Source organism: Pseudomonas sp. MWU12-2037, from assembly GCF_023242345.1.
Classification (GTDB): domain Bacteria; phylum Pseudomonadota; class Gammaproteobacteria; order Pseudomonadales; family Pseudomonadaceae; genus Aquipseudomonas; species Aquipseudomonas gingeri_D.
Map to the genome: position 1 here is coordinate 60,029 of NZ_JALLIZ010000007.1, position 12,046 is coordinate 72,074.

Annotated in this window: 13 protein-coding genes; 7 read left to right on the top strand and 6 right to left on the bottom strand. The window is 61.0% G+C overall.

Annotation, left to right across the window (positions count from 1 at the left end):
- Positions 1–32: 32 nt before the first annotated feature.
- Entirely contained in the window at positions 33–956 is a 924-nt protein-coding gene (locus tag M5B42_RS14715) for an OmpA family protein (protein WP_103494163.1), read from the bottom strand.
- Positions 957–1,114: 158 nt separating this feature from the next.
- Here M5B42_RS14715 and pyrC point away from each other — a divergent pair, with 158 nt between their 5' ends.
- Together pyrC and rnt are read left to right on the top strand one after the other, a co-directional pair.
- Positions 1,115–2,161, top strand: a complete 1,047-nt coding sequence (gene pyrC / locus M5B42_RS14720) for a dihydroorotase (protein WP_248746266.1) — start codon at positions 1,115–1,117, stop codon at positions 2,159–2,161.
- Entirely contained in the window at positions 2,158–2,835 is a 678-nt protein-coding gene (gene rnt, locus M5B42_RS14725) for a ribonuclease T (RefSeq protein WP_103494165.1), read from the top strand. Before pyrC ends, rnt begins: the two co-directional genes overlap by 4 nt.
- 77 nt (positions 2,836–2,912) lie before the next feature.
- Here the strand turns inward: rnt and M5B42_RS14730 are convergent, their stop codons facing one another.
- A complete protein-coding gene (locus tag M5B42_RS14730; RefSeq protein WP_248746267.1) occupies positions 2,913–3,515 on the bottom strand; it encodes a peroxiredoxin in 603 nt (200 codons plus the stop codon).
- A 292-nt stretch (positions 3,516–3,807) separates the two neighbouring features.
- Between M5B42_RS14730 and M5B42_RS14735 the strand changes: the two genes are divergently transcribed.
- Together M5B42_RS14735 and bfr are read left to right on the top strand one after the other, a co-directional pair.
- A complete protein-coding gene (locus M5B42_RS14735; protein ID WP_103494167.1) occupies positions 3,808–4,026 on the top strand; it encodes a bacterioferritin-associated ferredoxin in 219 nt (72 codons plus the stop codon).
- Between the two features lie 200 nt (positions 4,027–4,226).
- Entirely contained in the window at positions 4,227–4,697 is a 471-nt protein-coding gene (bfr, locus tag M5B42_RS14740) for a bacterioferritin (protein WP_152740902.1), read from the top strand.
- Between the two features lie 184 nt (positions 4,698–4,881).
- Here bfr and grxD read toward each other — a convergent pair whose 3' ends face one another.
- The 3 genes from grxD to M5B42_RS14755 form a co-directional block, all read right to left on the bottom strand.
- On the bottom strand, positions 4,882–5,223 hold the full coding sequence (gene grxD, locus M5B42_RS14745; RefSeq protein ID WP_103494169.1) for a Grx4 family monothiol glutaredoxin: 342 nt from the start codon (positions 5,221–5,223) through the stop codon (positions 4,882–4,884).
- 109 nt (positions 5,224–5,332) lie between these two features.
- Positions 5,333–7,438 (bottom strand): molybdopterin oxidoreductase family protein, encoded by a 2,106-nt coding sequence (locus M5B42_RS14750; protein ID WP_248746268.1) that lies wholly within the window; start codon positions 7,436–7,438, stop codon positions 5,333–5,335.
- Between the two features lie 135 nt (positions 7,439–7,573).
- Positions 7,574–7,864 (bottom strand): hypothetical protein, encoded by a 291-nt coding sequence (locus M5B42_RS14755; protein WP_103494171.1) that lies wholly within the window; start codon positions 7,862–7,864, stop codon positions 7,574–7,576.
- A gap of 419 nt (positions 7,865–8,283) precedes the next feature.
- Between M5B42_RS14755 and argF the strand changes: the two genes are divergently transcribed.
- Together argF and M5B42_RS14765 are read left to right on the top strand one after the other, a co-directional pair.
- Complete coding sequence (gene argF / locus M5B42_RS14760; protein WP_152740904.1) at positions 8,284–9,204, top strand: ornithine carbamoyltransferase; 921 nt, start codon at positions 8,284–8,286, stop codon at positions 9,202–9,204.
- Positions 9,201–10,250 (top strand): ABC transporter ATP-binding protein, encoded by a 1,050-nt coding sequence (locus M5B42_RS14765; RefSeq protein ID WP_103494172.1) that lies wholly within the window; start codon positions 9,201–9,203, stop codon positions 10,248–10,250. The genes argF and M5B42_RS14765 overlap by 4 nt, the downstream gene beginning before the upstream one ends.
- Positions 10,251–10,263: 13 nt before the next feature.
- Here the strand turns inward: M5B42_RS14765 and ybaK are convergent, their stop codons facing one another.
- A complete protein-coding gene (ybaK, locus tag M5B42_RS14770) occupies positions 10,264–10,734 on the bottom strand; it encodes a Cys-tRNA(Pro) deacylase (protein ID WP_103494173.1) in 471 nt (156 codons plus the stop codon).
- A gap of 372 nt (positions 10,735–11,106) precedes the next feature.
- Between ybaK and M5B42_RS14775 the strand changes: the two genes are divergently transcribed.
- Entirely contained in the window at positions 11,107–11,958 is an 852-nt protein-coding gene (locus M5B42_RS14775; RefSeq protein WP_103494174.1) for an MIP/aquaporin family protein, read from the top strand.
- The last annotated feature ends 88 nt before the right edge of the window (positions 11,959–12,046 follow it).

Below are 12,046 nucleotides of genomic sequence, written 5' to 3' on the forward strand. Positions count from 1 at the left end.
ATAATGTCGAGGCGGCGACGAAAACAGCCGCTTCAGGAGGTCTTCGCCGCACTCGCCGCATTGGCGACAGGCGCGGGAGCAGGAGCCGGCGCGGACTTCTCGGCGACCGGGACACGCTCCAGATGGATATTGACCCGGCGATTCTTCGCCCGGTTGGCCGCACTGTTGTTCGGCACCAGCGGATAACGTTCGCCGTGGAAGCGCATGACAATCTCCGATTCGGGGATGCCATTGGCCTTGAAGAAGTCCATCACCGCCAGCGCCCGGCGGCGTGACAGGTCACGGTTGGCCAGGCGATTGCCGGCATTGTCGGAGTGCCCGTCGAGTTCGATATGGTTGACGGTCGGGTCGGCCTTGATGAAGTCGAGCATCACCTGCAACTCGGCCTTGGCCTGGGCATCGAGGTCGACGCCGGTGCCGGGAAAACCGATCTGCGCCTGTTTCACTTGCTCGAAATTCTTCGGCAGCAGTTTCGCGGTGCACTCCTGGTAGTCGCTGTAGGCCTTGCTGAACTTCACCGGCAGCAGGCGTATTTCCGAAACGCCACCGTCTCTGGAGTAGTGACGAACCAACGGGCTGCGGCCTTCCATCAGGCCACTGACCAGACGCCCGGCCTGGCCCTGGGAGCTGTTAAACAGCACATCGCCACTGCCGATCTGCACCGAGCCCAGGTTGATGTCGCCGCGCCCCGGCTGCCACGGTGCCGCAGCGGCCAGCAGGGTCGCCGAACCGCCACCGAGTACGTGGTTGTAGGATTTCAGGCGAAAGGTCACCTGCTCGCCGGCCCGGCGCACGAACTCACCGGCACCGAAGTCGGTGATCGGCTGGCTCAGCCGACACTCGAACTTGTCCCCTTCCACCTTCCACTCGATGCTCTCCAGACGGGTCTGGAAAGTCATGGCCATGGCAGGCAGGCTGGCGAACATACTGAGCAAGGCTAAATAACGCTGGCGCACGGGAGGCTCCACTGAATGTCTACATCGTCAAGACAGGCATGCCGATTCCACGCCCTACCTCTGTGGTATCGGTTGCCCGTGGCAAAACTTGATAGCGAGTGCCTGAGGCCGTCTTTTCCGGTAGCATTCCCTTCAGTTCGACCCGCCTGGAATCCCCAATGTCCGACCGCCTGACCCTGCTGCGTCCCGACGACTGGCATATTCATCTTCGCGATGGTGCTGCGTTACCCCACACTGTCGCGGATGTTGCGCGCACCTTCGGCCGCGCCATCATCATGCCAAACCTGGTGCCACCGGTGCGCAACGCCGCGGAAGCCGACGCCTATCGCCAGCGTATTCTCGCCGCGCGCCCGGCCGGCAGCCGCTTCGAACCGTTGATGGTGCTCTACCTCACCGACCGGACCCAGCCCGAGGACATCCGCGCCGCCAAGGCCAGTGGTTTCGTCCACGCCGCCAAGCTCTACCCGGCCGGCGCGACCACCAACTCGGACTCCGGCGTGACCCGCATCGACACGATCTTCCCGGTCCTGGAAGCCATGGCCGAAGTCGGCATGCCGCTGTTGATCCACGGTGAAGTCACCCGTGGCGAGGTCGACGTGTTCGACCGCGAAAAACTCTTCATCGACGAGCATATGCGCCGCGTCGTCGAGCGTTTCCCGAGCCTGAGGGTGGTGTTCGAACACATCACCACGGCGGATGCGGTGCAGTTTGTCAGCGAGGCCCCGGCCAACGTCGGCGCGACCATCACCGCGCATCACCTGCTGTACAACCGCAACCACATGCTGGTGGGCGGTATCCGTCCGCACTTCTACTGCCTGCCGATCCTCAAGCGCGGCACGCACCAGGAAGCCCTGCTGACGGCGGCGACCAGCGGCAATCCGAAGTTTTTCCTCGGCACCGACTCGGCGCCCCATGCCCAGCACGCCAAGGAAGCCGCCTGCGGTTGCGCCGGCTGCTACACCGCCTATGCCGCGATCGAGTTGTATGCCGAAGCCTTCGAACAGCGCAATGCGCTGGACAAGCTCGAAGGTTTCGCCAGCCTGCATGGCCCGCGCTTCTACGGCCTGCCGGCGAACACCGAACAGATCACCCTGGTCCGTGAAGAATGGACCGCCCCGACCAGCCTGCCATTTGGCGAGCTGTCAGTCATCCCGCTGCGCGCCGGTGAAAAACTGCGCTGGCGCCTGCTGGAGAAAACGCTGTGAGTGAAGAGCATTTCGACGACGAACAAGAAGGCAATGGCGGCGGTACCGGTTCCCGGCACCCGATGGCCGCACGCTTTCGTGGCTACCTGCCGGTTGTCGTCGATGTCGAGACCGGAGGTTTCAACGCCGCCACCGACGCCCTGCTGGAAATCGCCGCGACCACCATCGGCATGGACGAAAAAGGCTTTGTGTTCCCGGAGCACACCTATTTCTTCCGCGTCGAGCCGTTCGAAGGCGCCAATATCGAAGCCGCTGCCCTGGAGTTCACCGGGATCAAGCTCGATCACCCACTGCGCATGGCGGTCAGCGAAGAAGCCGCACTGACCGACATTTTCCGTGGTGTGCGCAAGGCCCTGAAGGCCAACGGTTGCAAACGCGCGATCCTGGTTGGTCACAACAGCAGCTTCGACCTGGGCTTCCTTAACGCCGCCGTGGCGCGGCTGGACATGAAGCGCAACCCGTTCCACCCGTTCTCCAGCTTCGACACCGCCACCCTCGCCGGCCTCGCCTACGGTCAGACCGTATTGGCCAAGGCCTGCCAGGCGGCCGATATCGACTTTGACGGACGCGAAGCCCACTCGGCCCGCTACGACACCGAGAAGACCGCCGATCTGTTCTGCGGCATCGTCAACCGCTGGAAGCAAATGGGCGGCTGGGAAGACTACAACGACTGATCCGGTCGACGAAGCAATCCCCGCCCATAAAAAAACCGGTCATCAAGACCGGTTTTTTTATGCGTGAAGCCAGGTGCTTACAGCTTGTCGGCGTTCTCGGCCAGGTACTTGGCAACGCCTTCTGGCGAAGCGTCCATGCCCTTGTCGCCTTTTTTCCAGTTGGCTGGGCAGACTTCGCCGTGCTCTTCGTGGAATTGCAGGGCGTCGACCAGACGAATCAGTTCTTCCATGTTACGGCCCAGCGGCAGGTCGTTGATGATCTGCGAGCGGACAACGCCCTTGTCGTCGATCAGGAACGCGCCACGGAAGGCCACGCCGCCTTCGGACTCAACGTCGTAGGCCTTGGCGATGTCGTGCTTCATGTCGGCAGCCATGGTGTATTTGACTTTGCCGATGCCGCCGTCATTGATGGCGGTGTTGCGCCAGGCGTTGTGGGTGAAATGCGAGTCGATCGAAACGGCCACGACTTCAACGTTGCGCGCCTTGAAATCGTCCATGCGGTGGTCCAGGGCGATCAGCTCGGACGGGCAGACGAAGGTGAAGTCCAGCGGGTAGAAGAACACCAGGCCGTATTTGCCTTTGATGGCCGAGGACAGGGTGAAGCTTTCAACGATTTCGCCATTGCCCAGTACGGCAGGGACGGTGAAGTCGGGGGCTTGTTTGCCTACGAGTACGCTCATTGGATATCTCCTGGTGTTGATGCGGTAAAGAACAAGGTCCAGCCCAGCCCAGCCTGCCATAAGCAGACGACAAGACTGTGACGTGACCTACCTTCCTAAGGACCGACCATCATACACCGCGTTTTTCCACTGTCCCCAACGCTTTTTACAAACTCGCCCGCCAAGGCGGTGACACCGTTCGTCAGACAAGCAGCGCACTGACAAAAGCTTTACCGAAAGCACTTTGACAATCATTCTCGTTAACATTAAGATCCAGCGCAATCGAGCCTTAATCAGCGATGGTTCTCACCTTATGTATGTCTGCCTCTGCACTGGCGTCACCGATGGGCAAATCCGCGAAGCGATTTATGAAGGTTGCTGCAGCTATCGCGAAGTGCGACAAGCCACCGGCGTGGCCAGCCAATGCGGCAAATGTGCGTGCCTGGCCAAGCAGGTGGTGCGCGAGACCCTGACCGAGCTGCAAAGCCAGCAGGCGGCGATCCCTTACCCGGTAGAATTTTCCGCCGCGTAAAGAACGAACTTTAAAAGAGCCGGACCTCGCGTCCGGTTTTTTTATGCCTGTAATTCAATCGCTTAGGACTAAGACGCGGAACACAAACATTCTTATTCCGATTAATTTTTATATATGATTCAACAACTTAGGTTTGACACTCGAAGTTGCCGGGATCAAACTCTGCCTTATAGTCAGTTATTACAGGACAGGTCCACACCATGAAAGGCGATATCACGGTCATCCAGCATCTCAACAAGATCCTTGCCAATGAGCTGGTCGCGATCAACCAATACTTCCTGCACGCACGCATGTATGAAGACTGGGGCCTGAACAAGCTGGGCAAGCACGAGTACCACGAGTCCATCGACGAGATGAAGCACGCGGACAAGCTGATCAAGCGCATCCTGTTCCTCGAGGGCCTGCCCAACGTGCAGGACCTGGGCAAGCTGCACATCGGCGAACACACCAAGGAAATGCTCGAGTGCGACCTGCGCATCGAACGCAGCGGCCATGCCGACCTGAAAGTGGCCATTGCCCACTGTGAAGCCACCGGCGACTTCGGCAGCCGCGAACTGCTGGAAGATATCCTCGAATCCGAGGAAGAGCATATCGACTGGCTGGAAACCCAACTGGGCCTGATCGACAAAGTCGGTCTCGAGAACTACCTGCAGTCGCAAATGGGCGAATAAACAGCGCCCATTAAAAAGCCCCGCCTTCTTGTTCAGAGTGCGGGGCTTTTTTACAGGTGCCGAATAAACAAACACCTATCTCTGTAGGCGCTGGCTTGCCGGCGATGAGGCCCGTAAGTCTTGTATCGATCTTGCGGACGCCATCGCCGGCAAGCCGGCTCCTACAGGATTGCGTGCAATCGACTCAGGCTTCGGTCTTGGCCGCTGCCGCTTTGGTCGCTGCATCCTTGACCAGGGCCTGCAACTCACCGTTGGCGAACATTTCCGCCATGATGTCGCTGCCGCCGACCAGTTCGCCACCGACCCACAGTTGTGGGAACGTCGGCCAGTTGGCGTACTTCGGCAGGTTGGCGCGGATTTCCGGATTCTGCAGGATGTCCACGTAGGCGAACTTCTCGCCACAGCCCATCACGGCCTGCGCGGCCTTGGCGGAAAAGCCGCACTGTGGAGCATTCGGCGAGCCTTTCATGTAAAGCAGAATGGTGTTGTTGGCAATCTGCTCTTTAATCGTTTCGATGATATCCACAAGGCACCTCTTCTGAACTTTCCGACTCTGTTGTCGGCACGGTGAGGCATTGTAACGGAAAGCCGAGCGTGGTGCTCGGTCTGCCCGATATCCACCACCATGGCCGTTGTCAGGCCGCCGCCACCGTGACTGGCACGCCGTTCAGCGCCGCATTGCCCGACAAGACGTCCAATTGGCGTTCATCGGTCAGGTCGTTGGCGCTGGAGCCCGGCTGGCCACTGGCAATCGCCATCTTCACCCCGGGCCGCGCATGCCCCCAACCATGGGGCAGGCTCACAACGCCAGGCATCATCTCCAGGCTGGCGAGCACCTCCACCTCGATCATGCCGACCCGCGAGCTGACCTGCACCCGCTGCCCATCCTCGAGACTGCGGCTGGCCAGGTCATCGGGGTGCATCAGCAGTTGATGGCGCGGCTTGCCCTTCACCAGGCGGTGATAGTTGTGCATCCACGAATTATTGCTACGTACATGCCGGCGGCCGATCATCAGCAACTCCCCGACTTGTGGTGCCTGTTGCGCGGCGAAGCGAGCGAGGTCGGCGAGGATCACCGCCGGCGCCGCCTGGACCCGCTGCCCGGGCGTCTTGAGGCGTGGCGCCAGGTTCGGCTTGAGCGCGCCGAGATCGACGCCATGGGGAAAGTCCTCCAGGGTCTTGAGCGACAGCTGGTGCGACGAGGCATCGCCATACAGCCCCATGCGCAAGCCCATGTCGATCATCTGCGCCGGGGCCATGGTCGGCTTGAGCACCTGGCCGGTCAGGCTGGAAAACGCCTTGGCCAGGCCGACAAAAATCTCCCAGTCGTGCAACGCACCGGCAGGCTTGGCCAGGATCGCCTTGTTGAAACGGCTGACGTTACGCACCGCGAACATATTGAAGGTGGTGTCGTAGTGATCGTTTTCCAGGGCCGAGGTCGACGGCAGGATCAGGTCGGCATAACGGGTGGTTTCGTTGATGTACAGGTCGATACTGACCATGAACTCCAGGCCGTCCAGTGCCTGCTCCAGTTGCCGGCCATTGGGCGTGGACAACACCGGGTTGCCGGCGATCGTCACCAGGGCCCGCACCTGCCCTTCCCCTTCGCTGAGCATCTCCTCGGCCAGGGCCGACACCGGCAGTTCGCCACTGTACTCCGGCAGCCCGGACACCCGGCTCTGCCAGCGATTGAAATGGCCGCCGGAGGTCGAGGCCACCAGGTCCACCGCAGGCTCGGTGCACAAGGCCCCGCCGACCCGATCGAGATTGCCGCTCACCAGGTTGATCAACTGCACCAGCCAGTGACACAAGGTGCCGAACGACTGGGTCGAGACGCCCATCCGTCCATAGCAGACCGCCTTGTCCGCCGCGGCGAAGTCCCGGGCCAACTGGCGGATCTGCGCCGCTGGCACCGCACACAGCGGGCTCATGGATTCGGCGCTGAAACCGGCCACGGCCTGGCGCACTTCATCGAGGCCGTCCACCGGCAAATGGCTGGCACGCGTCAGCCCTTCAGCGAACAAGGTATTGAGCAGGCCGAACAGCAAGGCCGCATCCCCGCCCGGACGCACGAACAGGTGCTGGTCGGCCATGGCCGCCGTTTCGCTGCGCCGAGGATCGACCACCACGACTTTGCCGCCCCGGGCCTGGATCGCCTTCAGGCGCTTTTCCACATCCGGCACGGTCATGATGCTGCCGTTGGAAGCCAGTGGATTGCCGCCCAGGATCAACATGAAATCGGTGTGATCGATATCCGGAATCGGCAGCAACAGGCCATGGCCATACATCAGGTGGCTGCTCAGGTGGTGCGGCAATTGATCGACGGAGGTCGCGGAAAAACGATTGCGGGTTTTCAACAGGCCGAGAAAGTAGTTGCTGTGGGTCATCAACCCATAGTTGTGCACACTGGGGTTGCCCTGATAGATCGCCACGGCATTCTGGCCATGCCGGGCCTGGATCGCCGACAGGCGTTCGGCCACCAAGGCAAAGGCCTCATCCCACTCGATCGGCAACCATTCGCTGCCCACTCGACGCATCGGCTGGCGCAGACGATCCGGATCGTTCTGGATATCCTGCAGCGCCACCGCCTTGGGACAGATATGCCCGCGACTGAAGGTATCGAGCGGATCGCCCTTGATCGAGGTGATCTGCACCGACGCTTCGGTGGTGGTGGTTTCGATGGTCAGGCCGCAGATGGCCTCGCACAGGTGGCAGGCACGGTGGTGGAGAGTCTTGGTCATGGCCAGTCTCTGTCTTGTTCAAGGCAACCCGGATCGGTTGCGAGAACAAAACTATGGCCCTACGCCGGGCAGCATGCCAGCGACGTTCATCTTGTGAATCGGGGGGCATCAGGCCTGCCGATGGCAGCCCTGAAATCAGGCCGAGGGCAGCATGGGAGCAGGTTGCAACTGGATCTCCTCAATCGTCTCGAGCTGCTCCTGGCCCATATGGACCCCGGTCAGCTCGCCGATCAGGCGCCAATGCTCGTCGAGACCGGAACTGATGGTCGCCATGCGATCGATCATCCGACGACCGGCCGCCCGGGTCACTTCATCTTCGCTGCGCAACAACTCGAACGACATCGAGGTCACGGAGGCGGTCATATGGGTCAGTGCCTGCGCCGTCAGCTTCAGCAATTCCATCAATTGTTGCTCTTTCGATTCCATTCCAAAGCCTCCATGTGTCCGCGGTGACACATTTTACAACCTAGCGGATTAGTTTAGGAAATGTTTCCACACCGGCCATCTTGCACGCCAATACCCCGCCCGGACAGTCAGAAAGCGACCAGGACCCGCCTGCGCCCGTCGCCCTCGATTGCCAAGGGTTCCGGGCACAGTGTACAAAGACCCGCTGTCGCCAGTGGGCCGGCGTGTATCGGACAGGGAAAAGGTCATGCCCAGCAAGACGATGCAGACCTCAACCGCCCTTAAACTAAGCCTCCTATTGGTAACACGCGACATTTTCTTATACGATCGCGTCTTCCCCTATTTCGTCGCCCCGTGCGGCTTACGCCGCAGGTCTCGCCCGTTTTTCCGTAAAACCCGGCTTTGAGTATCTGCGGTCTGTTGCAAAAAGGTAGTTAATGATGAGCGCAAGGCACTTTCTCTCCCTGATGGATTGCACGCCCGAAGAGCTGGTCAGCGTGATTCGTCGAGGCATCGAGCTGAAGGACCTGCGTGACCGCGGCGTACTCTTCGAGCCACTCAAGGGTCGGATTCTCGGGATGATTTTCGAGAAATCCTCGACGCGCACCCGCGTCTCCTTCGAAGCCGGCATGATCCAGCTGGGCGGCCAGGCGATTTTCCTCTCGCCGCGCGACACCCAACTGGGCCGGGGCGAGCCGATCGGCGACAGCGCCATCGTCCTGTCACGCATGCTTGATGTGGTCATGCTCCGCACCTTCAAGCACAGCACCCTGACCGAGTTCGCCGCCAACTCCCGGGTCCCGGTGATCAACGGCCTGTCCGATGACCTGCATCCCTGCCAGTTGCTCGCCGACATGCAGACGTTCCTCGAACATCGCGGCTCGATCCAGGGCAAGACCGTGACCTGGATCGGCGACGGCAACAACATGTGCAACAGCTATATCGAGGCGGCCATCCAGTTCGACTTCCAGCTGCGGGTCAGTTGCCCCGAAGGTTATGACCCCAGCCCGGCGCTGCTGGCCCAGGCCGGCGAGCGGGTCCGACTGGTCCGCGATCCACGTGAAGCGGTACGCGGCGCGCACCTGGTGAGCACCGATGTCTGGACTTCCATGGGCCAGGAAGAAGAAACCGCCAAGCGCCTGGCCCTGTTCGCGCCCCTGCAAGTCACCCGCGAACTGCTCGACCTGGCCGCGCCCGACGTGCTGTTCCTGCACTGCCTGCCGGCCCACCGGGGTGAGGAAATCAGCCTCGACCTGCTCGACGACCCGCGTTCGGTCGCCTGGGACCAGGCCGAGAACCGCCTGCATGCACAAAAGGCCCTGCTCGAATTCCTGGTTGCGCCGGCGTATCGCCCTGCATGAGTCATTCGCCGCTGTTGAACCTGCATGACCTGGCCTGCGGCTATCAAGCGCAACGGGTCGTGCAGAACCTCAACCTGCACCTCAACAGCGGGGACATCGGTTGCCTGCTCGGTGCGTCCGGGTGCGGCAAGACCACCACCCTGCGAGCCATTGCCGGTTTCGAGCCGGTGCACGAGGGCGAAATCCAGCTGGCGGGCGACGTCATCTCCCGCGCCGGTTTCACCCTCGCGCCGGAGAAACGCCGGATCGGCATGGTGTTCCAGGACTACGCGCTGTTTCCGCACCTGAGCGTCGCCGACAACATCGCCTTCGGCATTCGCCTGCACCCGCGCAAGACTCGGATCACCGAGGAAATGCTCGAGCTGGTCAACCTCAAGGGACTGGGCAAGCGTTATCCCCATGAACTGTCCGGCGGCCAGCAGCAACGGGTGGCCCTGGCCCGCGCCCTGGCGCCGGAGCCGCAACTGCTGTTGCTCGACGAGCCGTTTTCCAACCTCGATGTGGAGTTGCGGCGCAAGCTCAGCCAGGAAGTCCGGGATATCCTCAAGCAGCGCGGCACCAGCGCGATCCTGGTGACCCACGACCAGGAAGAAGCCTTCGCCGTCAGCGACCAGGTCGGTGTGTTCAAGGAGGGCCGTCTGGAACAGTGGGATACGCCCTACAACCTTTATCACCAACCGCAGACGCCTTTCGTCGCGAGCTTTATCGGCCAGGGCTACTTCATTCGTGGGCAGCTGAGCAGCCAGGAGTCAGTGCAGACCGAACTGGGCGTGCTGCGCGGCAATCGGGCCTACGCCTGGCCGCTGGGCGGTGCAGTGGATGTGCTGCTACGGCCGGATGACATCGTCCATGCCCCGGACAGCGCGCTGAAGGCCACGGTCCTCGGCAAGACCTTCCTCGGCGCCTCGACCCTGTATCGCCTGCAACTGCCCAGCGGCAGCCAGCTGGAATCGATTTTCCCCAGTCACGTCGATCACCTGCCGGGAACATCGGTAGGTATTCGCGTGACAGCCGAGCATCTGGTGCTGTTCCAGCCCGCCGCGTAGACCGTGAGCGGGATCAGGCGCGGCCGATATCGGCGAACTTCGCCTGGGTATGCTCGGCCAGCACCGCCGGCGCCAACTCAACTTCCAGGCCACGACGGCCGGCACTGACAAAAATACTCGCGAAGGGCTGCGCGCTCTGGTCGATAAACGTGCGCAAGCGCTTCTTCTGCCCGAGCGGGCTGATCCCACCCAGCAGATAGCCGGTGGCCCGCTGGGCCGCCGCCGGATCCGCCATCTCGACCTTCTTGGCCCCCGCCGCCTGGGCCAGTGCCTTCAGGTCCAGACTTCCGACAACCGGCACTACCGCCACCAGCAATTCGGCCTTTTCCGTACTGGCGAGCAGCGTCTTGAATACCTGCGCCGGAGCCAATCCCAGTTTTTCCGCGGCCTCCAGACCATAAGAAGCGGCTTTCGGATCGTGTTCATAACTGTGTACGCGATGTTCGGCACGAACTTTTTTCAGCAGGTCCAATGCGGGGGTCATGGCAGGTCCAGTCGGCTCGAAAGACAAGGGCGGATTTTAGGCTATTCGCAACGAAAAGGCTCTATGACAGGCCAACCCCAAAGCTTTTCCCATCATCGACAGAGCCAATGAGCGCGCAAAAAGCACCTGAGTCCTACATACAAATCATCCTCATTCACGCAGCGATTCCTCAAAAAGTGGACTATCGTTCATTTTCGACCTTTGACATCAGCGTTTCTTGTCTATATTTTTTCGAAACTGAAGATTACAGTCCTACACTCAGCAGCAACGAGCGGTAAGCCGAAATCAGAGATGGGGATTCCTGAGCTTCGGTGCAAGTCCACGTCCGTCATTGGGACGGACGTCTAACAACAACAAAAATCGAGGTGTCCAATGAGTACCGCTTTGAAACAACCATCGCTCTCGGGCCAATGCATCGCCGAATTCCTCGGCACCGCGCTGTTGATCTTTTTCGGCACCGGCTGTGTTGCCGCGCTCAAGGTCGCGGGTGCCACCTTTGGCCTGTGGGAAATCAGCATCATCTGGGGCATGGGCGTGAGCATGGCGATCTACCTGACCGCCGGCGTTTCCGGCGCTCACCTGAACCCGGCCGTGAGCATTGCGCTGTGCCTGTTCGCCGATTTCGATAAACGCAAACTGCCGTTCTACATCCTTGCCCAGGTCGCCGGGGCCTTCTGTGCCGCCGCGTTGGTTTACACGCTCTACAGCAACCTGTTCTTCGATTTCGAACAAACCCACCATATGATCCGCGGCTCCCAGGCCAGCCTGGAACTGGCATCGGTGTTTTCCACCTACCCCAACCCGGCCCTGAGCACTGCCCAGGCGTTCCTGGTGGAAGTGGTGATCACCGCGATCCTGATGGGCGTGATCATGTCCCTGACCGACGACAACAACGGCCTGCCCAATGGCCCGTTGGCCCCACTGCTGATCGGCCTGCTGATCGCCGTGATCGGCAGCGCGATGGGTCCGTTGACCGGTTTTGCGATGAACCCTGCGCGGGATTTCGGCCCCAAGCTGATGACCTTCCTCTTCGGCTGGGGTGATATCGCCTTCACCGGCGGACGCGACATTCCGTACTTCCTGATTCCGATCTTTGCACCGATTGTCGGTGCCTGCCTGGGCGCCGTGCTGTATCGCGGGATGATTGCCCGCCATCTGCCCAGCGCCCAACCCGCGCTACAGGAAGAACCCGCGACCGCGGCCAAAAAGGTCCAGGCTTCCTGAAACACCTGCAAGATGCCACTCCCTGTGAGCGCCCTTCTCCCTGAGGGCACTCATCCCGGCACTTTTTTTCCCTATATTCATCAAGGCA

Excerpts from the sequence above, each read along its gene's own strand:
- ybaK (WP_103494173.1), bottom strand. The coding sequence starts at position 10,734 with ATGACCCCCGCATTGGACCTGCTGAAAAAAGTTCGTGCCGAACATCGC.
- M5B42_RS14775 (WP_103494174.1), top strand. The coding sequence starts at position 11,107 with ATGAGTACCGCTTTGAAACAACCATCGCTCTCGGGCCAATGCATCGCC.
- M5B42_RS14750 (WP_248746268.1), bottom strand. The coding sequence starts at position 7,438 with ATGACCAAGACTCTCCACCACCGTGCCTGCCACCTGTGCGAGGCCATC.
- M5B42_RS14735 (WP_103494167.1), top strand. The coding sequence starts at position 3,808 with ATGTATGTCTGCCTCTGCACTGGCGTCACCGATGGGCAAATCCGCGAA.
- M5B42_RS14755 (WP_103494171.1), bottom strand. The coding sequence starts at position 7,864 with ATGGAATCGAAAGAGCAACAATTGATGGAATTGCTGAAGCTGACGGCG.
- pyrC (WP_248746266.1), top strand. The coding sequence starts at position 1,115 with ATGTCCGACCGCCTGACCCTGCTGCGTCCCGACGACTGGCATATTCAT.
- argF (WP_152740904.1), top strand. The coding sequence starts at position 8,284 with ATGAGCGCAAGGCACTTTCTCTCCCTGATGGATTGCACGCCCGAAGAG.
- M5B42_RS14765 (WP_103494172.1), top strand. The coding sequence starts at position 9,201 with ATGAGTCATTCGCCGCTGTTGAACCTGCATGACCTGGCCTGCGGCTAT.
- M5B42_RS14730 (WP_248746267.1), bottom strand. The coding sequence starts at position 3,515 with ATGAGCGTACTCGTAGGCAAACAAGCCCCCGACTTCACCGTCCCTGCC.
- bfr (WP_152740902.1), top strand. The coding sequence starts at position 4,227 with ATGAAAGGCGATATCACGGTCATCCAGCATCTCAACAAGATCCTTGCC.